20 protein-coding genes are annotated in these 22,591 nt (G+C 68.4%); 10 read left to right on the top strand and 10 right to left on the bottom strand.

Annotation, left to right across the window (positions count from 1 at the left end; all coding sequences use genetic code 11):
- Positions 1-705, top strand: coding sequence for a DUF3159 domain-containing protein (locus DMB37_RS08255; protein WP_135232195.1), 705 nt, complete (start codon positions 1-3; stop codon positions 703-705).
- A gap of 171 nt (positions 706-876) precedes the next feature.
- Positions 877-1,500, top strand: coding sequence for a sigma-70 family RNA polymerase sigma factor (locus DMB37_RS08250; protein ID WP_194835834.1), 624 nt, complete (start codon positions 877-879; stop codon positions 1,498-1,500).
- Positions 1,501-1,536: 36 nt separating this feature from the next.
- Here the strand turns inward: DMB37_RS08250 and DMB37_RS08245 are convergent, their stop codons facing one another.
- On the bottom strand, positions 1,537-2,208 hold the full coding sequence (locus DMB37_RS08245) for a TrkA family potassium uptake protein (RefSeq protein WP_107658108.1): 672 nt from the start codon (positions 2,206-2,208) through the stop codon (positions 1,537-1,539).
- Positions 2,209-2,210: 2 nt separating this feature from the next.
- On the bottom strand, positions 2,211-2,876 hold the full coding sequence (locus DMB37_RS08240; protein WP_107658107.1) for a TrkA family potassium uptake protein: 666 nt from the start codon (positions 2,874-2,876) through the stop codon (positions 2,211-2,213).
- 237 nt (positions 2,877-3,113) lie between these two features.
- On the opposite strand from DMB37_RS08240, the gene DMB37_RS08235 reads away from it, so the two are divergent.
- Together DMB37_RS08235 and DMB37_RS08230 are read left to right on the top strand one after the other, a co-directional pair.
- Entirely contained in the window at positions 3,114-5,102 is a 1,989-nt protein-coding gene (locus DMB37_RS08235; RefSeq protein WP_135232194.1) for an APC family permease, read from the top strand.
- Positions 5,103-5,142: 40 nt separating this feature from the next.
- Positions 5,143-6,984 (top strand): TRAM domain-containing protein, encoded by a 1,842-nt coding sequence (locus DMB37_RS08230; protein WP_370465353.1) that lies wholly within the window; start codon positions 5,143-5,145, stop codon positions 6,982-6,984.
- A 269-nt stretch (positions 6,985-7,253) separates the two neighbouring features.
- On the opposite strand, the gene DMB37_RS08225 is transcribed toward DMB37_RS08230, so the two are convergent.
- From DMB37_RS08225 to glsA, 5 genes are all read right to left on the bottom strand, one after another.
- Positions 7,254-8,057: an enoyl-CoA hydratase gene (locus tag DMB37_RS08225; RefSeq protein ID WP_135232193.1), complete on the bottom strand. Its 804-nt coding sequence runs from the start codon at positions 8,055-8,057 to the stop codon at positions 7,254-7,256.
- A gap of 129 nt (positions 8,058-8,186) precedes the next feature.
- A complete protein-coding gene (locus DMB37_RS08220; RefSeq protein WP_135232192.1) occupies positions 8,187-8,801 on the bottom strand; it encodes a hypothetical protein in 615 nt (204 codons plus the stop codon).
- A 186-nt stretch (positions 8,802-8,987) separates the two neighbouring features.
- On the bottom strand, positions 8,988-9,872 hold the full coding sequence (locus DMB37_RS08215; RefSeq protein ID WP_135232191.1) for a CPBP family intramembrane glutamic endopeptidase: 885 nt from the start codon (positions 9,870-9,872) through the stop codon (positions 8,988-8,990).
- Between the two features lie 140 nt (positions 9,873-10,012).
- A complete protein-coding gene (locus DMB37_RS08210; RefSeq protein ID WP_135232190.1) occupies positions 10,013-10,693 on the bottom strand; it encodes an SIMPL domain-containing protein in 681 nt (226 codons plus the stop codon).
- Between the two features lie 98 nt (positions 10,694-10,791).
- Positions 10,792-12,657, bottom strand: coding sequence for a glutaminase A (gene glsA, locus DMB37_RS08205; RefSeq protein WP_370465352.1), 1,866 nt, complete (start codon positions 12,655-12,657; stop codon positions 10,792-10,794).
- A gap of 167 nt (positions 12,658-12,824) precedes the next feature.
- Here glsA and dxs point away from each other — a divergent pair, with 167 nt between their 5' ends.
- Entirely contained in the window at positions 12,825-14,753 is a 1,929-nt protein-coding gene (gene dxs, locus DMB37_RS08200; protein ID WP_135232189.1) for a 1-deoxy-D-xylulose-5-phosphate synthase, read from the top strand.
- Between the two features lie 47 nt (positions 14,754-14,800).
- Here the strand turns inward: dxs and DMB37_RS08195 are convergent, their stop codons facing one another.
- On the bottom strand, positions 14,801-15,529 hold the full coding sequence (locus DMB37_RS08195) for a methyltransferase domain-containing protein (RefSeq protein ID WP_135232188.1): 729 nt from the start codon (positions 15,527-15,529) through the stop codon (positions 14,801-14,803).
- Between the two features lie 100 nt (positions 15,530-15,629).
- On the opposite strand from DMB37_RS08195, the gene DMB37_RS08190 reads away from it, so the two are divergent.
- Positions 15,630-15,989 (top strand): MerR family transcriptional regulator, encoded by a 360-nt coding sequence (locus DMB37_RS08190; RefSeq protein WP_240772297.1) that lies wholly within the window; start codon positions 15,630-15,632, stop codon positions 15,987-15,989.
- A 66-nt stretch (positions 15,990-16,055) separates the two neighbouring features.
- On the opposite strand, the gene DMB37_RS08185 is transcribed toward DMB37_RS08190, so the two are convergent.
- Together DMB37_RS08185 and DMB37_RS08180 are read right to left on the bottom strand one after the other, a co-directional pair.
- The gene (locus DMB37_RS08185) at positions 16,056-17,348 is read right to left on the bottom strand and encodes a ribonuclease D (protein ID WP_135232186.1); all 1,293 of its coding nucleotides are present in this window, start codon (positions 17,346-17,348) and stop codon (positions 16,056-16,058) included.
- A 114-nt stretch (positions 17,349-17,462) separates the two neighbouring features.
- Positions 17,463-18,101, bottom strand: coding sequence for a DUF3000 domain-containing protein (locus DMB37_RS08180; RefSeq protein ID WP_135232185.1), 639 nt, complete (start codon positions 18,099-18,101; stop codon positions 17,463-17,465).
- Between the two features lie 359 nt (positions 18,102-18,460).
- Here DMB37_RS08180 and hemE point away from each other — a divergent pair, with 359 nt between their 5' ends.
- The 4 genes from hemE (at position 18,461) to hemQ (ending at position 22,528) form a co-directional block, all read left to right on the top strand.
- On the top strand, positions 18,461-19,516 hold the full coding sequence (gene hemE, locus DMB37_RS08175) for a uroporphyrinogen decarboxylase (protein ID WP_135232184.1): 1,056 nt from the start codon (positions 18,461-18,463) through the stop codon (positions 19,514-19,516).
- Positions 19,516-20,046 carry a uridine kinase gene (locus tag DMB37_RS08170; protein WP_135232183.1) on the top strand — a complete coding sequence of 177 codons (531 nt, stop codon included), beginning with the start codon at positions 19,516-19,518 and terminating at the stop codon, positions 20,044-20,046. Before hemE ends, DMB37_RS08170 begins: the two co-directional genes overlap by 1 nt.
- Positions 20,047-20,285: 239 nt before the next feature.
- Positions 20,286-21,632 carry a protoporphyrinogen oxidase gene (locus DMB37_RS08165; protein WP_135232182.1) on the top strand — a complete coding sequence of 449 codons (1,347 nt, stop codon included), beginning with the start codon at positions 20,286-20,288 and terminating at the stop codon, positions 21,630-21,632.
- Positions 21,633-21,832: 200 nt separating this feature from the next.
- Complete coding sequence (gene hemQ, locus DMB37_RS08160; RefSeq protein WP_135232181.1) at positions 21,833-22,528, top strand: hydrogen peroxide-dependent heme synthase; 696 nt, start codon at positions 21,833-21,835, stop codon at positions 22,526-22,528.
- Positions 22,529-22,591 lie beyond the last annotated feature (63 nt).

Below are 22,591 nucleotides of genomic sequence, written 5' to 3'. Positions count from 1 at the left end.
ATGCCATCGAGCAACGACAACGCCCCCACGGGCGAACCGACCCCCACGACCGGACAGATCGAGCCGCCAGCGGCTCTCGACCCTGACGAGGTCGCCGCGGAGCAGACGTTGCTCGAGCAGTTGGGCGGTTTCAGCGGCCTGATCTCCTCGACCGTTCCCGTTGTCGTGTTCGTCCCCGTGAACAGTTTCGCCGGGCTGACCGCGGCGATCTGGGCCGCCCTCGGGGTGGCCGCGCTCATCCTGGTCTGGCGCCTGTTCCGGCGCAGCCCCATCCAGCCCGCCATCTCCGGCTTCCTCGGCGTCGGCATCTGCGCGTTCATCGCCTACCGGATGGGGGAGGCCAAGGGCTTCTTCCTGTTCGGCATCTACACCAGCCTGGTCTACGCGGGTGTGTTCCTGGTGTCGATGCTGGTGCGCTGGCCGCTGGTCGGCGTGATCTGGGGCGTGCTGAACGGCCACGGCACCGACTGGCGCGCCGATCAGCGGGTGCAGCGCCTCTACTACTTCGCGACCGCCGCCTGGATGGTGGTCTTCGGTGCTCGCTACCTGGTGCAGTCGCAGCTCTACGACACCGACCGCACCGGCTGGCTCGCGTTCGCGCGCATCGCGATGGGCTGGCCGCTGACCGCGGTCGCGCTCGCCGTCACGGTGTGGGCGGTACGCCGCGCGGGTCACCTGCCCACCAAGACCGCGCCCGCGGTCTGACGCGTAAAGCGTTAACCCTGCGGATCTTTCCCGCGAAAACCATCAGGGGTGGGGTAAATCCCCGCCGAGGTGGGGGGTTACCCACCCTGGGGTGTCTGGCTGGTGGTCCGAGTTCGTCAGACGATCGTTGTGTACGAAAAACAACGCACGATCGTAGGAAAGGACTCGGACGTGGCTACCGAGCACAACACCGCAGCATTGTCGAAGAATCGCACGCCGGCCCTGTCGGAGAGCCGCCGGGTGGCAGCCGAACTGGATGCGTTGATCGGCGCCGCGGCGGCCGGTGACCGCGCCGCCATCACCGAGATCGTCCGGGTCGTCCATCCATTGGTTCGCCGGTACTGCGGTGCCCGCCTCGGCAATACGGCCCACCTGCAGGTCACCGCCGACGATGTGGTGCAGGAGATCCTGATCGCCACGGTGAACGCCATCCCGCGCTACCGGGATCAGGGCAAGTCCTTCCTCGCCTTCGTCTACGGCATCGCCGCGAACAAGGTCGCCGACGCGTTCCGCCGCTCCCAGCAGCACCCCACCTACCCGATGGCGGAGATGCCGGATACACCGTCGAGCGAGGCCGGGCCCGAGGAGTGGGCGCTGGCGTCCGAACGGCGCGCGGCCACCAAGGAGCTCATGAAGATTCTGGCGCCGGCGCACCGCGAGGTCCTGGTCATGCGCATCGTGCTCGGCTGGTCGGCCGCGCAGACCGCCGAGGCGATCGGCACCAGCCCCGGCGTGGTCCGGGTGATGCAGCACCGCGCGCTGAACAAGCTGCGCGCGGAACTGAAAGTCGCCTGACCGTCGAAGCGGCCGTGCATCAGCCCTGTCGGGGAGTCAAGGCTTGATGCCGTGGTTGGCCAGTTCGACGCGCAGGTCCTCTTCGGCCTCCACCGAGGTCACGAACAGCAGTTCGTCGTCGCCCTCGAACGGATCGTCGGGCTGCGGCACGATCACCCGGCCGCCGCGCAGAATCGTCACCAGGGCGGCGTCGCGCGGCAGGGTGAGCGTGCGCACCGGCTTGCCTGCGAGCGCGGTATCGCCGGGCAGCGTGATCTCGACCAGGTTGGCCTGACCTTGCCGCAACGTCATCAGGCGCACCAGATCGCCGACGGTCACCGCCTCTTCGACGAGCGAGGCGAGCAGGCGCGGTGTGGACACCGCGACGTCGACGCCCCACGACTCGTCGAAGAGCCACTCATTGCGCGGATCGTTCACCCGCGCGACCACCCGGCGCACGCCGAACTCGGTCTTGGCGAGCAGGCTGTGCACCAGATTGGCTTTGTCGTCGCCGGTGGCCGCGATGACCACCTCATACGTTTCCAGTCCCGCGTCCTCGAGCAAGGCGAGCTCGCAGGCGTCGGCGTGCACCCAGACCGCGTCCGGAATCGCTTCCGGCTCGATGTGGTCGAGCTGGCGCTCCAGCAGCATGACGTTGTGTCCACCGCGCAGGAGTTCCCTGGCGATGGATCGGCCGACGGCGCCCGCTCCGGCGATAGCCACTTTCATGTTCAGTCCTCGCTCACGGGGGGCTTGCCTGCCAACGCGATGGCCTCACCCACGGACCCGGAGGTCGCGGCGACATAGACAACGTCGTCGGCCTGCACGATGGTCTTGCTGTCGGGCAGCAGGCCCTGGCCGAATCGCAGGATGAACGCGACCCGCACTCGGACGTCACGCTCCAGATTGCGCACGGTCCGGCCATACCAGTCCTCATGCAGCGTCAGCTGCGTCACAGCTACCGTTCCGGTGGGTTCGCGCCAGGTGGTGGTGCTGCTGTCCCCGATGAGGGTGCGCAGGAAGCGGTCGGTGGTCCACGGCACCGTGGCGATGGTCGGGATGCCGAGCCGCTCGTAGACCGCGGCCCGCTTCGCATCGTAGATCCGCGCGACCACGCGCTCGATGCCGAACATCTCGCGCGCCACCCGTGCGGAGATGATGTTGGAGTTGTCACCGGAGGAGACCGCGGCGAACGCGTCGGCCCGCTCGATTCCGGCCCGCACCAACACATCTCGATCGAAACCGACGCCGGTCACCCGCTCGCCGGTGAAGTCCTGGCCGAGGCGGAGGAAGGCGGCGGGGTCCCGGTCGATCACGGTGACTTCATGGCCGACCCGGACCAGGGCGCGGGCCAGCGCCGACCCGACGCGCCCACATCCCATGATCACTACGTACACCCGTGCAACCTCGTTCCTGGAACCAAGCGTTCGGTCTGCTTCTTGTTCGGTCGAACGGTACCCGCCGAATCATTCCAACGGCCACGTTCCCCCTTCGCCTCGCGCCCAAACCTGCGAGCCGCGCGCGCGAGCACCCATCGAGGGTCCCTGTCCGACCTGCGGCATTCGCGGGGCCCTGCGTGGTTACACGGAGCTGCCGCCTCCGGGCCTGACGCTCGTGCCGCTATGCTCGCTCCAGTGTCCAAGTTGACGACGGCAGCGAAACGAATGCTGCTGGGCAGGCCTTTCCGTAGTGATTCGCTTGGCCATACCCTGCTGCCGAAGCGCATCGCCCTCCCGGTGTTCGCCTCCGATGCCATGTCCTCGGTCGCCTACGCGCCGGAAGAAATCTTCCTCGTGCTCTCCGCCGCGGGCATCTCCGCCTACGTCTACGCGCCGTGGGTCGGTTTGGCCGTCGCGTTCGTCATGGCGGTGGTCGTAGCAAGCTATCGGCAAAACGTGCACGCCTACCCGTCCGGCGGCGGTGACTACGAGGTTGCGACGACGAATCTCGGCCCCAATGCCGGTCTGACGGTCGGTAGCGCGCTGCTGGTCGACTATGTGCTCACGGTGGCCGTCTCGATCTCCTCGGCCGCGTCCAATATCGGCTCGGCGATCCCGTTCGTCGCCACCCACAAGGTGCTGTTCGCCGTGGTCGCGATCGCCGTGCTCACCGCGATCAACCTGCGCGGGGTCCGGGAATCCGGCACGGCGTTCGCCATCCCGACCTACGCGTTCATCGTCGGGATGTTCGTCATGCTCGGCTGGGGGCTGATCCGGATCTTCGTGCTCGGCGAGGATCTACAAGCGGAATCGTCCGGTTTCGGGCTGAAGGCGGAGGACGAGCATCTGTATGGCATCGCCTTCGCCTTTTTGATCGCCCGGTCATTCTCCTCCGGCTGTGCCGCGCTGACCGGTGTCGAGGCGATCAGCAACGGTGTGCCCGCGTTCCGTAAGCCGAAGTCGCGCAACGCCGCCACCACGTTGCTGATGCTCGGCACCTTCGCGATCGTGTTGCTGATGGGCATCATCATCCTGGCTCAGAAGATCGGGATCGTGTACGCGCACAACACCGACGATCTGATCGGCGCGCCCCCGGGCTACCACCAGAAGACGCTGATCGCGCAGCTCGCCGAGACGGTGTTCCACGGGTTTCCGATCGGGTTCTTCTTCATCACGACGGTGACCGCGCTGATCCTCGTGCTCGCCGCCAATACCGCGTTCAACGGCTTCCCGGTGCTCGGTTCGATTCTGGCGCAGGACCGCTACCTCCCACGGCAGCTGCACACTCGCGGCGACCGGCTGGCGTTCAGTAACGGCATCTTGTTCCTCTCGGGTGCTGCGATCGCGTTCGTAGTGCTGTTCGGCGCCGAGGTCTCCAAGCTGATCCAGCTGTACATCGTCGGCGTGTTCGTCTCGTTCGTGCTGAGCCAGACCGGCATGCTGCGGCACTGGACCCGATTGCTGCGCATCGAAACCGATCCGGCGCAGCGGTCGCGGATGAAGCGGTCCAGGGTGATCAACGCGGTCGGCCTCAGCGCGACCGGCACCGTGCTGATCATCGTGCTCATCACCAAGTTCTTCGCCGGCGCCTACATCGCCATCTGCACCATGGTGGCGATCTTCATCGTGATGAAGATGATTCGCAAGCACTATGATTCGGTGTCGCGCGAGCTGGAGGAGCAGGAGTGGGATGGCGTACTGCCCAGCCGCTCGCACTCGATCGTGCTGGTGTCCAAGCTGCATCTGCCGACCCGGCGCGCGCTGGCCTATGCCCGCGCCACCCGGCCGGACACGCTGGAAGCGATCACCGTGAACGTCGACGAGGCCGACACCAGGGCGCTCGTGCGCGAGTGGGAGAAGAGCGACGTCACCGTGCCGCTCAAGGTGATCGAGTCGCCCTATCGTGAGATCACCAAGCCCGTGCTCGACTACGTGAAGCGGGTGCGCAAGGATTCGCCGCGCGACGTGGTGACCGTGTTCATCCCGGAATACGTGGTGGGGCACTGGTGGGAACAGATACTGCACAACCAGAGTGCGTTGCGACTCAAGGGCCGCCTGCTCTTCGAGCCGGGGGTGATGGTGACCAGCGTGCCGTGGCAGTTGACCTCGTCGACGCGGGCGAAGACGCCGGGCATGGTGAACGCGCCAGGTGCGGTGCGCCGCGGTTACGACGACCGCACATGAGAGTTGCCGTTCGGGAGACGAGTGCAGACGAGGCGTGGGCATGACTGATTGGCGCGACACGACTTTCGAGGTCCGGCTCGGGCCGCCCGGACACGGTGGGTTCTGTGTGGGCAGGCACGAGGGCCGGGTGGTGTTCGTCCGGCACGGGTTGCCGGGTGAACTGGTGCGGGTGCGGGTCACCGAGGACCGCGGCGGGTCGTTCTGCCGTGCCGACGCGGTGGAGATCCTCGAACCGTCACCGGACCGCATTCCCGCCACCTGCCCCGTCTCCGGGCCGGGCGGTGCGGGCTGCTGCGACTTCTCCTATGCCACGCCGAAAGCACAACGGGCGCTGAAGGCTTCGGTGGTTGCCGAGCAGATGCGCAGGCTTGCGGGGATCGAGCGGGAGATCGTGGTCGAACCGATCGCAGGCGCCGGTGACACCACCGGTGGGTGGCGTACCCGGATCAGGTTGGCTGTCGATGCCGAGGGGCGAGCCGGAGTACATCGCTACCGCCGCACCGAGGTGATCACGGATCTGCGCTGCCCCCAGCCGGTTTCGGGGGCGCTCGATGGGGTGGCGGATCGATTGTGGACGCCCGGTGCGGATTTGGTGATCGCCGTTGATGGTGACGGGGTGCGGCACATCATCGAGTTGGCGCCCGCGGTCGAGGGGGAGCGGCGTTCGCGCTCCGGTGAATGGCAGCGGGCCGAGCCCGGCGAGGAACGCCGTGGGCGCGGTCGCGACCGCCGTGGACGCACCGAGCGCGGTGATCGTGCCGAGCGCGGTGATCGCCGGCGCCCCGGCGCCGAACCCGGTAACTCGCGCGGGGATGACGAGCGTGGACGGAAGTCTCACAACCCGGGCGGACGCGACGACCGAGCCGACGCCGGGCGTGGTGCCGAGGCGCGCGGCGGAGTCGAGCGGGACAACCGTCGCCGCCCAGGCGGCAAGCCGGGTAGCGACGTACGCGGCGACGAGGTGTCAGGTGTCACCGGCCGCGGCCATCGTCGTCGCCCAGGTGAGATCGGTGGCGTCTGGAGCGCGGGTGCTGCGCGGGACGGGAGTCGGCCGGATGCCGGCGGCGGGAGCCACGACGATGCGTCGGGTGGTCGTAATACCGCTGACGCGAACGACTTCGGCGGGGAGCGCGGGAGTGGTCGACGCCGTCGCGCAGCGGCGCGAGCCGCGGACGAGCGTGCTGTGGAACGGTACGACGCGGACGGGCGGTTGGAGACACCGCAGGCCGGGGAGCGGCGCAGCGCGTCGGCTCGGCGGGCGGCTACTCATGCGGCGCGCGAGGAGTGGTTGATCTCCGGTACCGGGCGAGCGGTCGAGTACGTGGCGCAGCGCCGGTGGGAGGTCTCGGCGACGGGCTTCTGGCAGGCGCATCACGGTGCGGCACAGTGCTATTCGGATCTCGTTGCCGAGTGGTCCGGCTTGCGCCCCGGCGGCTTGGCCTGGGATTTGTACAGCGGCGCCGGTGTTTTCGCCGCGCGGCTGGCCGAGCAGGTAGGCCAGACCGGTGCGGTCCTCGCGGTCGAATCATCCCGCCCCGCAGTCGCCGACGCCACCGCCGCGCTGCGCGACCTGCCCTGGGTCGACCTGCACGCCCAGCGGGTGGAACGCTGGGTCACCGAACGCGTCGACGGCGCATCCCCCGACGTCATCGTCCTCGACCCCCCGCGAGCAGGCGCAGGCAAGGACGTCATCACCGCCATCACCACCACCGGCCCGCTCCGCATCGTCCACATCGGCTGCGACCCAGCCGCTTTCGCCAGAGATCTGGGCCTCTACCAAGCCGCCGGCTACCACCTCACCGACCTACGCGCCTTCGACGCCTTCCCCGGCACCCATCACGTCGAATGCATCGCCCTGCTGGAGCGCCCAACTCTCCAGTGACGCTGGGGCAGTCCTCGCGCGACATGGTGGCGGAAACGAGTAGTGCCGCCACCATGTCCTGTTCGGTACGGGTGTTCGCTGCCTCGGGACATGCCGGCGGTGAAGTGCGAGTGGAACTGGCGTCATGTCCTGTTCGGTGCGGGTGTTCGCCGCGTCGGGACATGCCGGCGGTGAAGTGCGAGTGGAGCAGCCGTCATGTCCCGTTCGGCACGGGCTGTTTGCCGCCTCGGGACATGGTGGCGGGGTGAGCGCGGTGGGGTCTCGGCGGCTCAGTCGTCGTAGACAGGGGGGCGGCGGTCTCGGCGGGCGCGGATGGCTTCGTCGAAGTTGGTGGTGGTGAGGCGGACGTAGAGTTGGGCCATTCCTTCATGCTGCATGTGGGATTCGAAGCTGCCCGCTTCCATGCCGCTCCAGAGCATGCGTTTGGTGAGTTCGGTGCCGACGCGGCTGAAGCTGATGATGCGGTCGGCCAGGTCGTAGCAGGTTTCCAGGAGTTCGGCGGCGGGGACGGTGCGCGAGACGAGGCCGATGCGCTCGGCTTCGGTGGCGTCGACGTCGCGGCCGGACAGCATGATCTCGAAGGCACGGGAGGCGCCGATGGCGCGGGGCAGCAGGTAGCTGATGCCCAGTTCGGCGGAGGTGAGGCCGTTGTTGATGCCTGCGGCGCGAAAGTAGGCTTCCTCGGCCGCGATTCGGATGTCGGTGGCGACGCTGAGGCAGAATCCGCCCCCGATGGCAGCACCATTGATCGCACCGATCACCGGTTGGTTCATCCGCCGCAGGGTGATCATCACATCGTTGAGCAGGTCCATCGACCGGCGCGCGACGCTGGTGACGGTGAGCCCCTCGACATTGGGCACCTTGCCCGCGCTCTGCAGATCGGCACCGGAACAGAACCCCTCGCCCGCGCCGGTGAGCACCACAACCCGAATGTCGTTGTCGGCGCTGACCTCTTCCAACGCCTCGCGCAACGGGATCATCACATCGAAGGCCATGGCGTTCATGCGATCCGGGCGATTGAGCGTGACCAGGGCGACGTGCGGTCGCGGTGTGTCGACGAGCACGAACGACATACGAACCCCTAACCGGCAACCAAACCGCCACCGACATCTCAATATAGGTGGTGCCCGCCCAACTGCCGCAGGGAAAGTGGCGCGCCAATGGCTTCCGCCGATTGCGGAAGCTTCATCGCCGCCGGTGTATCAGTAGGGTGGTCTTGGTAGACGTGTCGATTCCGCGTCACGGAGAACGTAGCTACCGCTGCCTACGATGTCGTGGTGCCGCTTGTCGGCCGGACAGACACCTGAGGCCGCCGGCGAGTAGCCGTCATAGAACAAGCCCGAACACTTCCGGCACCAGCGCCACTTGTCTTCTCCTCCTGGCCCGTCGCGATGGGTCACATCTTCCAGTCGATAAATACCGGAGCCGATGTTGTTATGACCGGGCCGGAGATGCGGTGAAGGACACACCCCGAAACCGCTGTTTCCCAGGAACCACAGCCCCTGGCAGTTCCGGCACCAGAACCATTGGCTTTGACCCTGTCCACCATCGGGGTCTTCCTTCAGGATGTAGTCGCCGGTTCCATCGTCATGGTGGCCACCGTCGAAGATGTCGCCGGCTGGGCAACCACCGCGGGTGCCGTTGCCCGAGAACCACAGCCCGCGGCAACGCGCGCATCTCTTCCATAGGCGCTGTGTGGCCGAAGCGGGTGCAGCGTTCTCGATCATCAAAGGTGCGGCTACAGCGGCCATTCCGACACCTACCGCGATGCGCAGCAGCCTGCGCCGCGGCGTGAATGCCGCATCGTCGATCGTCATCAGATCCACGTCCTCCCCGGGCAGCGGATGCTTCGGAGTTACTCCTCCGCGCCACAATGCTACCGACAATTTAGCTCGGGCACAGTATTTTTCAGGAAGGTTTCGCCTGGTCAGAGGCGTGCACGGCAGCCCGCCCGGTCGAACTCACCTACTACCGCAAATCGGGAGCCGACAGCCGGCGATGGCTCATCCGAGCGAAGGCTGCGAATGTGGTGCCAGCGCAAAGAATTTCGTTCTGACGGTGACCGGGCGAACCGGGAAACAGGTGAACAGCACGACGGCGATGACCGTGAGTACGCCCCAGCCGACGAATCCGTACCCTGCCCACAGTGGGTTCGCTGCATAGGTAGTCGAGCCGAATAGGCCGAATACCATGGCACTTCCGTTGAACGCGGCGTGCGCGACGGCGCACGGCCAGATGCTGCCGGTGCGCATCCGCAGCCAACCGAGGATGGCGCCGAAGGGCACACAGAAACCGATGAACGCGACGGCGGCCCAGGCGCCGAGGTTCGGATAGTTGTAGCCGAGCAGGGTCAGCGGTGCGTGCCACAGCGCCCAGATCATCCCGGTGGCAACGATTCCGCCGACTAGTCCGAGGCGGCCGGTGAGTTGCGGCATCAGCCAGCCGCGCCAGCCGAGTTCCTCGCCGAGCGCGAACGGCAGGGTGCCGAGGGTGGCGACGGTGATCGCCTCGATGATGACGGCGGCGATGATCTCCGGTTGGGAGAATTCGAAGACGTATACGTCGAACAGCGCGCTCAGTCCGAAGGCGAGCCACAGGATCAGCGGCGTCCCGAACCAGGCGATCGCCATCAACCACACGGTCCGCCGCGGTCGCGGACCGAGCCGTAACCCGTTCTGCGCCACCAGCGCCGACCAGGACAGCCGCCGATACCACCACACCGCGAGCACACCCAGCGCCGGGGACAGCATCATCATCGCGGCCCCGGTGTGCAGCCACAATCCGGACCGCAGCCCCGCACCATCGAGCCACGGCCCGGACGCCAGCACCCATGCCGCACCGATCGCGACGAGCAGGAAGAGAACGAAATCGTTGCGCCGAGCGATCATCCGACATCCTTAGGACGGCGTGCTGCCTTACCTATTCGGACGCGGTAGGTGCCCGCCCGGTTCCATCGATGCCGAAAGTTCTTCGGGCCTTACAGTCACAGCCATGACCGTGTACGTGACCGCTGAGCGACCACCCCTGGTCAATCCATCTGCCACGTAACGCGAATCCCCGCCGAGATCTCACTCTCACCCAACTCGACCGGCACCGGCGCGGCACCGTAGGCATCCATCGACACCGCCATCGCCTTGATCCGAGGAATGGAAGGCGGTGCGGCGGAAGTGTTCTCCGTGATCTCGAGCACCGCGCCGAGCGTGCGCCCCGCCCGCCGCGCGAACTGCTCCGCCTTCGCGACAGCGTTCTCCCACGCCGCGTCCCGCGCCTCGACGAGCAGCGATTCCTGATCGGCGAACGTGAGATTCAACCCCCCGAGACGCACGTCGTCGCCGCCCGCGTCGACGGCGTTGGCGATGATCGTCGCGGGACCCGGGTCGGCGTCCTCACCGAGGTTGCGCAGCGAGATGGTCAGCGACGTGCTCGCGAGGTACCCGGTGATCCGATTGCCCTGACCTTCGGTCCACACGGTTTCGGTGTGCACGGACAATCCGCTGGTTGCGATGTCCCGGCTCTCGACACCGTCGGAGCGCAGCGAATGGGTGACGGCGGCAACCCGATCGCCTGCCTTGCTGTACGCGAGCGCAACCTTGCTCGCCCGACACTCGACCGAGATCGTCACCCGCATCAAATCCGGGGTCGCGCGGGCCGTGCCGCTCCCGAAAATCGTGACGGTGCCCGGACCGGCGGACTCGGACTTCGTGTTCACGGCATGCTCCTCTGTCGACGGGTCGGTCTCATCTGGTCAACGGCGGAGAGCAGGTAATCGTCCCCGGCACGGATAGTTGTCGCATCCCGGACCACCGCTCAATAGTCACCCCCGCGCACCGCGATCGCCCGCACCGCCGCATCCATCTGCGCATACGCCCCCGCCGCCAACCGCTCCAGCAACGCGAGCTTCAACTGCGGCGCCTGCGAGGTGAGCTGATCGAACCGCGCGGGACCGAGCACGGCGACCCGTACTCCGGTCTCCGCCCGCGCCTCGTTCACGAACGGCGTCCCCACCAGCATCGGGATCTCCCCGAACGACATCCCCGCCGACAAGCTCACCAGCCGATGCGTCCGCGCATCACTGCCCTCGAAGGTGATCCGCACCCGCCCTTCCAGGATCAGATACAACCCCGACCGCTCGCTCCCACGCCGCGCGATCACCTCGCCGCGCGCGTAGGTGTGCACCTCGAACTCCTTGGCCAACCGCGCCCGATCGTCCGGTTCGAGCGCGGCGAGCGCCGAATGGTCCTCGATGGTGATCGACGTGCACACCGGCTCGTCCGCGGGCCGATGCCGCTCGAGCACGATGTCCTCGCACCATTCGGTCGCGGTGTCGCGGTCGATGAACACCCGTCCCCGCGGATCGTCCGGATCCAGACTCGACACCAGGTGCCCGAGCTTGGCATCGGGATCGACCAGCGCCACCCGCACGCCGACCGCCGCGAGTTCGGCCTCCAAACTGTCGAGCATCCGCACCGCGATCGCGCTCACCTCACCGACCCGGCGCAGATCGACCACCAGCGCCACCAGCTCACCGGCCTGCTCCTCGATGGTCCGCACCGCGCTCTCCGCACCCGCGAACAACAGGTCACCGTGCAGTTCGTAGACCCGCGCCCGGTGCCCGTGCTCGGCCAGCACGGCGATCTCGTCGGTCGTCCGACGCAGCCGCGACGGCACCTCGGCCACCGAGTAGCCGGCCCGGATAGCGGTCCGCGCCGCCCGCGTGACCCGCAGAAAGTGCAGTTCCAGCCGCTTCGACAGCTCACGGCAGGCCGCGACGCCGCGCACGCTGTTGCCGTGCACGTCCAGCCGAGGCGAGTACACGGCGATGCCGATCTGCCCGGGCAGCACCGCGACGATGCCGCCGCCGACCCCGCTCTTGGCGGGCATCCCGACCGTGGTCACCCAGTCGCCCGCCGCGTTGTACATGCCGCAGGTGGTCATCACGCTCAGCACCCGCTCGGTCAGCGCCGCTGACAACGCGCGTTCTCCGGTCACCGGATTGCGCCCGTTGTTGGCCAGCGTCGCCGCCATCAGCGCGAGGTCGCGGCAGGTCACGTCGATGGAGCACTGCCGGAAGTAGCGGTCGACGGCCTCGTCCGGGTCGGAGTCGATGATGCCGAACGAGCGCAACATGTAGCCGATGGCGCGGTTGCGGAAGCCGGTGCGCGCCTCGGACGCGTACACCGCCTCGTTCATGCTCAGCTCGCGTCCGGCGAAGCGCGAAAAACAGCGTCGGATGCGCTCGAAACGTTCGGCCGGGTCGTCGCCGGTGATCAAGGCCGCAGCGGTGATCGCGCCCGCATTGATCATCGGATTGCGCGGCCGCTCGGTCACCGGATCCAAGCTGATCTCGTTGAACGGCTCGCCGGACGGCTCCACATCGATGCGCGCGTCCACGAACGCGGTGCCGCGATCGGCGAGGGCCAGCGCATAGGTGAACGGCTTGGAGATGGACTGGATGGTGAACGAGGTATCCAGGTCGCCGGTGCCGTAGACCCGCCCGTCGGCGGTGGCCAGACACAGCGCGAACGAATCCGGCTGCGCGGCAGCCAGTTCAGGAATGTAGTCGGCCAGCGCGCCGGAATCGTCGGGTCGGCACAGCTGATAGACGTCGTCGACGATCCTGGACACGACGCCCGGCTCGATTGTCCGCTCGATCGCCTCTCCGGCCTCGGCCACACGATCACTCTAGGCCGAGTACCGTATGCCGAGGCTCACATTTCGGTTCGATGTCGGCTGGTGGTGGTCGTGGCGAGGTGGGGCAGTTCGGTTCTCGTACGAGGGCACTCCCCGCCGCTCCGTAGACTGATCGGATCAGATGCGCTATCCGGAGGGAGCGAGTTCAGGTGGGAGTGCTTTCCCGGGTCGACACGCCCGAAGATTTGCGTCCGCTCACCGCGCCGCAACTGCGTGAGCTGGCGGACGAGATCCGCGAGTTCCTCGTGCAGAAGGTTGCCGCGACCGGTGGGCACCTCGGCCCGAACCTCGGCGTGGTCGAACTGACCATCGCCCTGCACCGGATCTTCGACTCGCCTGCCGATCCGTTGATCTTCGACACCGGCCATCAGGCCTACGTGCACAAGATCCTGACCGGCCGTAAGGACGAGTTCGACTCGCTACGCAAGCGCGGCGGCCTGTCCGGCTACCCGAGCCGCGCCGAGAGCGCGCACGACTGGGTGGAGTCCTCGCACGCCTCCGCGTCGCTGTCCTACGCGGACGGCCTGGCCAAGGCGTTCGCGCTCAGCGGCCAGGACCGGCACGTGGTCGCCGTGGTCGGCGACGGCGCGCTTACCGGCGGTATGTGCTGGGAGGCGCTCAACAACATCGCGGGCGCGCCCGACCGCCCGGTGGTCATCGTGGTCAACGACAACGGCCGCTCCTACGCGCCGACCATCGGCGGCCTGGCCGACCGGTTGACCGCGCTGCGCACCCAGCCCGCCTACGAGCACGCGCTCGACACCGGGAAGCGGATCCTGAAGAGCATCCCGCGGGTCGGCGAGTCCGCGTACTCGATGATGCACGCGGTGAAGGCCGGGATAAAGGACGCGGTGAGCCCGCAGGAGCTGTTCAGCGACCTCGGGATGAAGTACGTCGGCCCGGTCGACGGGCACGACATCGTCGCGCTGGAAGCGGCGCTGCGCCGGGCCAAGGACTTCGGCGGTCCGGTGGTGGTGCACGCGGTGACGCAGAAGGGTCATGGCTACGCGCCCGCCGAGAACCACATCGCCGACCAGATGCACGCCTGCGATCCGATCGACCCGCTCACCGGTGTCCCCGTCGGCGGGCCGAAGGCGCTCGGCTGGACCGCGGTGTTCTCCGAGGAACTCCTCGCCCAGGCCGAACGGCGCGAGGACATCGTCGCGATCACCGCGGCCATGCCGGGCCCGACAGGGCTCGCGGCGTTCGGCGAACGGTTCCCGGAGCGGATGTTCGACGTCGGCATCGCCGAACAGCACGCGATGGCCTCGGCGGCCGGGCTCGCGCTCGGCGGCATGCATCCCGTGGTCGCGATCTACTCCACGTTCCTCAACCGGGCCTTCGACCAGTTGCTGATGGACGTCGCGCTGTTGAAGCAGCCGGTGACCGTCGTGCTGGATCGCTCCGGCATCACCGGGCCCGACGGTGCCAGCCACAACGGCATGTGGGACCTGTCGGTGCTCGGCATCATTCCGGGGATTCGGGTGGCGGCGCCGCGTGACGCGGCGACGTTGCGCGAGGAACTGGCCGAGGCGCTTGCTGTCAACGACGGACCCACCGCGATCAGGTTCCCGAAAGGCAGTGTCGCCGACGATATCTCGGCGGTAGAACGGCTCGACGGCGTCGATGTGCTGCGGCTGGCCGCCGGGGAGCGCAGCGGTGACGAACCCGCGCTCGACGGTGGTGGATCGGTGCAGGCGGTGCGCGGTGACGTGCTGCTGGTAGCCGTCGGCTCGTTCGCCGGTCCGGCGCTGGAAGCGGCGGACCTGCTGGAGGCCGAAGGGATCTCGGTCACCGTGCTCGACCCGCGGTGGGTGCTTCCGGTCTCCGACACGTTGGTCAAGCTTGCCGAGAACTACCGGCTCGTGGTCACCGTGGAGGACGGCGGACTGCACGGCGGCATCGGCTCGACCGTGTCCGCGCGCCTACGCAACTCCGGTCTGGACATCCCGACCCGGGATCTCGGTGTGCCGCAGCAGTTCTTGGATCACGCGTCGCGGGGTGAGGTGCATGCGGAGCTCGGGTTGACCGCGCCCGATATCGCCCGGCGGATCGGTGGGTGGCTCGCCGCTCGGTGAGTGGCGCGAAAGTGCGAGAGGGGGCCGCCCTCATGTCCCGTTGGCTGTCACGGCCGGCTTGCTGAGGCGATGAACAGTGGGATCGCCACCAATAGGCGGCCTGTTCTGGCTCGGGTGGTCTGCTCGGCGAGCCAAGCTTCGGCCCGTGCCCGGTCCAGCCTGTCGCCTGCGGCCGCAACCAGACCGGTGAGCATCGGCAGCATCAGCTCGTCGGTGACGATCGGTGTGCGTGCTTCCACAGTGACGTCATGGAACCCGCCGGCCAGCAGCAGATTTCGGTAGGCGCGGGCGGAGCGGGGGTTGGTGATCGTGTCCGCGCGAGCGTGCACGAGGGCGCGGGTGGTCGCCGGATCGGCGGAGTCGATGATGATGGCGTCCCAATCCTGCCCCAGTAGGACGATGCGGCCGCCCGGAGCCAGTACCCGGCGAGCTTCATCCAATGCCGCTGCAGGGTCGGCGATCTCATGGAAAACCTTGTCGGCACGGTAGCCCGATACCGATTCATCCGGCAGTGGAAGGGCTTCGGCGGCTGCTCGATGAAAGTCCAATGCGGGCCACCGGGTTCGCGCCACATCCAGCATCTGCTCGCTCGGATCGATCCCGATCGGCACCACACCCCGCTCAGCCATTTCGGCGACCGCGCGGCCGGACCCGCAGCCGACATCGACCACCGAAGCGCCGTCACGCAGGCGCAGCAGCTCGTAGGAGTGGGCGCGCAGTTCGGCGGCGCCCGGTGCGGCATCGATGGCGTCGAGACGTTCGATCAAAGTGGACATGACGGCCATCGTGCGACTTAATGTCGACATGAAGTCAAGCCCTGCGGTGACCGGTTCGGGCTCAACGAAGCCAACCCCGCCGAGAACCGGCGTCGGTTCCGTGGCAGCCCGATTCGGCATCGCCACCCATGTCCTGCGGCACTGGGAATCGGTGGGCCTGCTGACCCCGGCCCGGGATCCGGCCGGCCGTCGCCGCTACAGCGAGGACGACATCTTTCGCGTGGCCGTGATCCTGCGCGCCAAGGAAGCGGGCTGCACCCTCGACGACATCCACACCATGCTCACCACCCCGGACCGCTCGGCGGTCTTCGAGCGGCGGCGGACGCAACTGCGGGCGCGCATCGCCACCGCGCAGGCCGCGCTCGACTTGATCGAGCACGCGTCGGCCTGCGACCACCCCGACTTCACCACCTGCCCGCACTTCCGCGCTGCGGTGTCCGAGCGCCTGCTGCGGCAATAACGCGAGGGATGGACGAGCGACTCGCGGAGGCCTTCAGTGCGGGGATGGACGAAGGTCTGCGTGTCTTCAAGCAGACGCAGGAGGCGGCGGTGTGACCTGCTCGGCGGGTTTCGGCGTCAGCGCCTCGGTCAGGCCGGGGACGGCCAGTTCGCGCTGCCACGGCCTGGCACCGCCGGACTTGAGGAACCCGTCGATGGCGGCGGCCAGGTCGTCGGGGGAGTCCGGTATGTGGTCGTAATCGGGCAGTCCGTCCCAGCACAGGCGGCGGACGAGGTCGGGGGAGAGCAGGTTCTCCACCGGGATCGCGTGCTCGGTGGACAGCTCACCCATCGCGGTGCGCGCGCGGGTCAACCGGGCGGCGGCGGCCGGATCGCGGCGTTCCCAGCGGTTGACCGGGGGCGGGCCGTCGAACGGCTGGGTCAGCGGCGGTAGGTCACTGTCCGGCATGGTCCGGCCGCGGTCGATGGCGGCCAGCCACTCGCGGGAGTAGCGCCGCTGCCGCGGGCCGCCGAACACCGGCAATGCGCGCAGTTGCGCGATGGTTTTCGGGTCGGCGGTGACGGCCGCGATGATCGCGGCGTCGGGCAGGATCCGGGCGGGGGCTACGTCGCGGCCGCGGGCGAGCGCGTCCCGGGTGGTCCATAGCTCGCGCACCACGGCGAGCTGTCGGGTCCGGCGCAGGTTGTGGATGCCCGAGGTGCGCCGCCACCGGTCCGCTTTCGGCGGCGCCGGTTCGGTGGTCCGGACGTGCTCGAATTCCTGTGCTGCCCAATCGGTTTTGCCTTGCGCTTCCAGCTCCGCGGCGACCGCGTCGCGCAACTCCAGCAGCAGTTCGACATCCAGGGCCGCGTAGTTCAGCCATTCGGCCGGCAGTGGCCTGGTCGACCAGTCGGCCGCGCCGTGCCCCTTGCGCAGCGCGTGACCCAGCAGGTTCTCCACCATCGCGGCCAGGCCGACGCGTTCGAAACCGGCCAGCCGACCGCCCAATTCGGTATCGAACAGCCGCTTCGGGCGCAGGCCGAGTTCGGCGAGACCGGGCAGATCCTGGTCCGCCGAGTGCAATACCCACTCGAGGTCGTTGATCGCGTCGGCCAGCGGCCCGAGCGAGTCGGCGACCGGAATCGGATCGATGAGGAACGTTCCCGCACCCTCGCGGCGCAGCTGAATCAGGTAGGCGCGCGCCGAATACCGGAAACCCGAGGCACGTTCGGCATCGACGGCGAGCGGGCCGGTGCCCGCGGCGAGACGCGCGGCGGCCGCGGCGATTTCAGCGGCGGTGTCCAGTACCGGAGGCACGCCATCCACGGGCGCGAGCAGGGGTGGCGCGCCGGTGGGTTCGGATTCGTCGGGTACGGACATGTTGTTGAACTTTACGTGCAGTGCCGCGGCGGTCGTCGTCCTATCGGGCTTCCGTGTGTCGGGAGATGCTTTCGTCGGTCTCAACGCTGTATCGGTCGCTGGTCTTCCCGCCGACTACCGCTGATCCTTGGAGAGGTCCGAACGCATCTGCAACTCGGTGATGCCGGCCGGGGGGAGTCCGGCCGCGTAGGCGAGTACCTCGCAGAAACCTTCCACATGCGGGCGCATGTCGTCGGTGATCGCGGTCCAGGAGGCGCGCAGCTCCAGCTGATGGGCCCGCGGCGGGCCCGCGATATCGCCGTAGCGCACCGAACTCGTCGAGGTCACGGTGCCGCCCAGCGCGGTGAACGGCTCCGATCGCGACTCCAGCGCGTCCACCAGCCAGCTCCACGCCACCTCCGGCAGCAGCGGGTCGGCGGCCAGCGCGGCGTCGATGTCGGCCTGGATGTAGGCGACCAGCCGCAGGGTGCCATGCCAGGCGTCGTCACCGTCCGGATCGTGCAGCAGGATCAGCCTGCCGAACGCGTCGCCTTCCGAATCGACCGGCACCACAGTGGATTCCGGATGTTTTACCTCGGCACCGAGTGCGTACGAATAGGGCGCCAGACGTTGCGGCGGGCGGATCGGCGCCAGCTCGATCCGGGGATGCACGGTTGCGGTGCCCATCGCCTCGACCGCTGCGCGAAATTGAGCTGGCTCGCCATGTGGTCCCTCGGTCGCTGCGGCGCCGTCGCGGAAGTCGAGCGGTGTCACGAAGGGGACGGTAGACCTAGTGCACCCGGCACAGTCGGAGGCGCGCCGCTGTATCGGTGCCGCGTCCGTAGGCCATTTCGTGGTTCCGCGCGCCGCGATCGTCGGCGTGTCGCGCTAATCGGGGTGGTGCGAGGGGGTGCGGACGCGGTCTGTGCGCCGTCGAGTGGCGGGCCGCGGTCACCATCACCGCCGCCGAAATCGTCGGTTCGCGATCCGGCTCGGTGTGGTCCGTTTCAAGCCTCGCGAGCGAGCAGGAGCAGGTGCGGTCGGGGTCGGCGTGCGCCTGGTCGCGACCGGTCGTCGCACCCCTGCGGCGGGGCGGGCGGGGGCGGGATGGCGGCCCTTTACGATGGGCAACGATGAGTACTCATACCCGCCGCCGCCTGACCGATGCTCCGTTCCTGGCCGCCGCCACCGGGGCGACGCCCAGCCGGCGTCCGGTGTGGTTCATGCGGCAAGCAGGCCGGTCGTTGCCCGAGTATCGCGAGCTGCGCAAGGGTGTCGGCATGCTCGAGTCGTGCTTCGATCCGGAGCTGGTGTGCGAGATCACGATGCAGCCGATCCGCAGGCACGGCGTGGACGCGGCGATTCTGTTCTCCGACATCGTTGTTCCACTGAAAGCCGCGGGGATCGACCTGGATATCGTGCCCGGCGTCGGACCGGTCATCGCGTCGCCGGTGCGCACCGCCGACGATGTGCGTGCGCTCCCGCGGTTGCGTCCGGAAGAGGTCGGCGCGGTCACCGACGGGGTGCGGCTGCTGGTCGACGCGCTCGGCGAGACGCCGCTGATCGGGTTCGCCGGGGCTCCGTTCACGCTGGCGTCGTACCTGGTCGAGGGTGGGCCGAGCAAGAACCACGAACGCACCAAGTCGATGATGTACGCCGACCCGCAGACCTGGCATGCGCTGCTCGGTGCGCTCACCGACATCACCATCGCCTTCCTGCAGGCCCAGTTGGCGGCCGGGGTCGACGCCGTGCAGCTGTTCGACTCCTGGGCCGGCGCGCTCTCGCTCGCCGACTACCGGCGCTTCGTGCTGCCGCACTCCGAACGCGTCTTCGCCGAGGTCGCCGACGCGGGCGTGCCGCGCATCCACTTCGGTGTCGGCACCGGCGAACTGCTCGGCGCGATGGGAGAGGCCGGGGCCGACGTGGTCGGCGTCGACTGGCGGGTGCCGCTCACCGACGCGGTGCGCCGCATCGGACCCGGAAAAGCGTTGCAGGGCAACCTCGACCCCGCGGTGCTCTTCGCCGGCTCGGCCGCGGTGGAAACCGAAGCGCGCCGCATCGCCGCCGAAGCCGACGAGGCGATCACGCTGGGTGCCACGGGACACATCTTCAACCTCGGCCACGGCGTGCTGCCCGATACCGATCCCGGCGTGCTGACGGCGCTCGTCGAGTTGGTGCACGAACTGTAGTGCTCGCGCAGATCGTGGCGCGGGTGCAGGCGAGCGAGCCGCGTCTCGGTTCCACCAGGTTGGTCGCGATCGACGGGCCGGGTGGAGCTGGAAAGTCAACGCTGGCTGCTCAACTCGCGCGCGCATGCGACGCCACCGTGGTGCCGACCGACAGCTTTGCGTCGTGGGACAACGCACTGGACTGGTGGCCGCGGTTGGAAAGCCAGGTGCTCGAACCGCTCGGCCGCGACGAGCCCGGTCGCTACCAGCGCTACGACTGGGAGCAGCGCGCGTTGGCCGAATGGCATGAGGTCGCGCCGGGCGGTGTGGTGGTGCTGGAGGGAGTGTCGTCTGCCCGCGCCGCCGTTCGAGCGCGGCTGTCGCTGGCCATCTGGGTCGACACCCCGCCTGCTCTGCGATTGGCGCGCGGTCTCGAACGTGACGGGGATGCCGCGCTCCCGCTGTGGGAACAGTGGATGGCCGACGAAGACAACCACTTCGCCACCGACAACACCCGCGCGCACGTGGACATCATCGTGAGCGGCACGTAACCCACCCGCATGCTCCGCTGGTGTTGCCGACCTCCGGAGACGCCGCACCTGTTCTCGGGATCCGCACCGGCTATGGACACCCAGAGGCAGTGCCGATCCCGAGAATCGGTGCGGCGTTGCTCTGTACGCGGCCGGTGCCCACTGGAGCGCCCGAGAGTGGGTGAATGCCGGTGTGGCTGTCGTCGCAGCGATGGTGGACCGGTCGCGAGCGGCGGGTGGGGGAGGGATACCGTCGGGTTATGAGGATCGCTGTGGTCGGCGGTGGGATCAGCGGGCTGTCCGCTGCATATCGTTTGCGGATGCTGCTCGGGCCTGCGGCCGACATCCTGGTGCTGGATCGGGCCGAGCGGGTGGGCGGGATTCTCTACACCGGTGAACTAGCCGGGGAGCCATTGGATCTCGGGGCGGAGGCGTTCGTCGGGCGGCGGCCCGAGGTGCCGGAGTTGCTGCGCGAGGTCGGGCTGGAGACGCAGCTGGTGACGCCCGCGGGATTGCGGCCGCTGGTGTGGTCGGGTGGGGTGGCGCACGCGTTGCCCGAGCGGACGCTGATGGGGATACCGGCGTCGGCCGAATCGATGCGGGGACTGGTCGACGCGGCGACGATCGAGCAGATCGCCGGCGAACCGCAGCGGCCGCTGGCCTGGGAGCCCGGCGCGGATGTCGATGTGTATCGCTTGGTAGCCGACCGATTCGGTGCCCAGGTCGTGGAGCGCAGCGTGGATCCGCTGCTCGGCGGCGTGTACGCCGGAAGTTCTCGTTCGATCGGAGTGCGCGCCGCGCTGCCGACCTTGGCCGCCGCACTGGACGACGGTGCGCCGAGTCTCACCCACGCGGTGTCCGTCGCGCTGCCACCGCCGTCGAACGCGCCGGTGTTCGGTGGGCTCCGCGACGGTTACCAAGTACTGCTGGAGGCACTGGCGGCGCGATCCGGTGCGAAATTCGTCACCGCGACACCGGCCACTCGGCTCGCCCGCGGGTTGCGCGGCTGGGTGGTCGACCCGATCGGCGCGGTCGACGGCGTCGTGCTCGCCACCCCCGCACCGATCACCGCCCGCCTGCTCGGCACCGTCGCGCCGGACGCCGCCGCCGCGCTCGCGGGCATCGAGCTGTCCTCGTCTGTCGTTGTCGCACTTGCCCTCCCGCGCGAGACCCCCCTCCCGCAGAACTCGGGCATCCTGGTCGCCACCGGGGAACCGTTGCGTGCCAAAGCGTTCACGCTGTCCAGCCGCAAGTGGACCCACCTCGCCCAACGCGAAACAGCCTTGGTCCGCGCCTCATTCGGCAAGTTCGGCGACGATTCGACCCTGTCCTGGTCCGACGCCGACCTGATCACCGCCGCCGCCGAGGATTTGGCCACCGTCACCGGCGTCGCCATCAACCCGCAATCCGCCGCGGTCCAACGCTGGCGCGGCGGACTGGCCCAATACGCCCCGGGCCACACCGACCGCATCGCCGCCATCGAACAGTCCGTCGCCACCCTAGACGGCCTCGCCCTCGCCGGCGCCTACCTACACGGAGTCGGTGTCCCCGCCTGCGTCGCCTCGGGCAACGCCGCCGCCCGCCGCATCGCCGCTGCCGCAGGCTGATTCGTATTCGCGGTCGCCTCCCGTACGTCGTCGGTATCCCTGCCTGCGTACTCCCGGGCAACGCCGCGGCGCGTTGCCCACCGCCGCAAGCCGACTCGTCTGCGTGGGTTGACCAACGAGAACTCGTGGCGAGCCGAACATCGCGGCACGTGACCAGGACCGCAGGGCGGGGATAAACCCGCGGGTGGCACGATGGGAGCATGGCGCGACTCGATTATCAGGAACTCAACTCCACCATTCGCTACCTGATGTTCTCGGTGTTCCAGGTGCAGCCGGGCGTGCTCGGCGACGACCGGGCTGCCGCGATCAAGGAGGCGCGGGCGTTCTTCGAGGGTCTCGCCGATCGTGACGTGGTGGTGCGCGGCGTCTATGACGTGGCGGGGATGCGCGCCGACGCCGACTTCATGATCTGGACGCACGCCGAGAGCGTCGAGGATCTGCAGGCCGCCTACGCCGACTTTCGCCGCACCACCGAGTTGGGCCGGGCCAGCGCCCCGGTGTGGAGCAATGTGGCGCTGCACCGTCCCGCGGAGTTCAACAAGAGTCACGTGCCCGCGTTCCTGGCCGGCGAGGACCCGGGCAACTACATCTGCGTGTACCCGTTCGTCCGCTCCTACGAGTGGTACCTGCTGCCCGACGACGAGCGGCGCAAGATGCTCGCCGACCACGGCAAGGCCGCGCGCGGCTACCCCGACGTGCGCGCCAACACGGTCAGCTCGTTCGCCCTCGGCGACTACGAATGGATCCTCGCCTTCGAGGCCCCCGAACTGCACCGCATCGTCGATCTGATGCGCGACCTGCGCGCCACCGAGGCCCGCCTGCACGTCCGCGAAGAAGTCCCCTTCTTCACCGGCCCCCGCGTAGACATCGACAAACTGATCAACGCCCTGCCCTGAGCTAACGACCGGCAAGCCCCGGGTTTTCGGGGCGTGCGGGTCGGGGCTGGGAAACGTACCCTT

This window comes from Nocardia sp. CS682, assembly GCF_004634405.1.
Classification (GTDB): Bacteria; Actinomycetota; Actinomycetes; order Mycobacteriales; family Mycobacteriaceae; genus Nocardia; species Nocardia ninae.
The sequence above is the reverse complement of the archived record's forward strand: the minus strand, read 5'-3'. Positions and strand labels throughout refer to the sequence as shown.

Coding starts and splice junctions, on each gene's coding strand:
- DMB37_RS08255 (WP_135232195.1), top strand. CDS start 1: ATGCCATCGAGCAACGACAACGCCCCCACGGGCGAACCGACCCCCACG.
- DMB37_RS08245 (WP_107658108.1), bottom strand. CDS start 2,208: ATGAAAGTGGCTATCGCCGGAGCGGGCGCCGTCGGCCGATCCATCGCC.
- DMB37_RS08230 (WP_370465353.1), top strand. CDS start 5,143: ATGACTGATTGGCGCGACACGACTTTCGAGGTCCGGCTCGGGCCGCCC.
- DMB37_RS08225 (WP_135232193.1), bottom strand. CDS start 8,057: ATGTCGTTCGTGCTCGTCGACACACCGCGACCGCACGTCGCCCTGGTC.
- DMB37_RS08220 (WP_135232192.1), bottom strand. CDS start 8,801: ATGACGATCGACGATGCGGCATTCACGCCGCGGCGCAGGCTGCTGCGC.
- DMB37_RS08215 (WP_135232191.1), bottom strand. CDS start 9,872: ATGATCGCTCGGCGCAACGATTTCGTTCTCTTCCTGCTCGTCGCGATC.
- DMB37_RS08195 (WP_135232188.1), bottom strand. CDS start 15,529: ATGTCCACTTTGATCGAACGTCTCGACGCCATCGATGCCGCACCGGGC.
- DMB37_RS08185 (WP_135232186.1), bottom strand. CDS start 17,348: ATGTCCGTACCCGACGAATCCGAACCCACCGGCGCGCCACCCCTGCTC.
- hemE (WP_135232184.1), top strand. CDS start 18,461: ATGAGTACTCATACCCGCCGCCGCCTGACCGATGCTCCGTTCCTGGCC.
- DMB37_RS08165 (WP_135232182.1), top strand. CDS start 20,286: ATGAGGATCGCTGTGGTCGGCGGTGGGATCAGCGGGCTGTCCGCTGCA.
- hemQ (WP_135232181.1), top strand. CDS start 21,833: ATGGCGCGACTCGATTATCAGGAACTCAACTCCACCATTCGCTACCTG.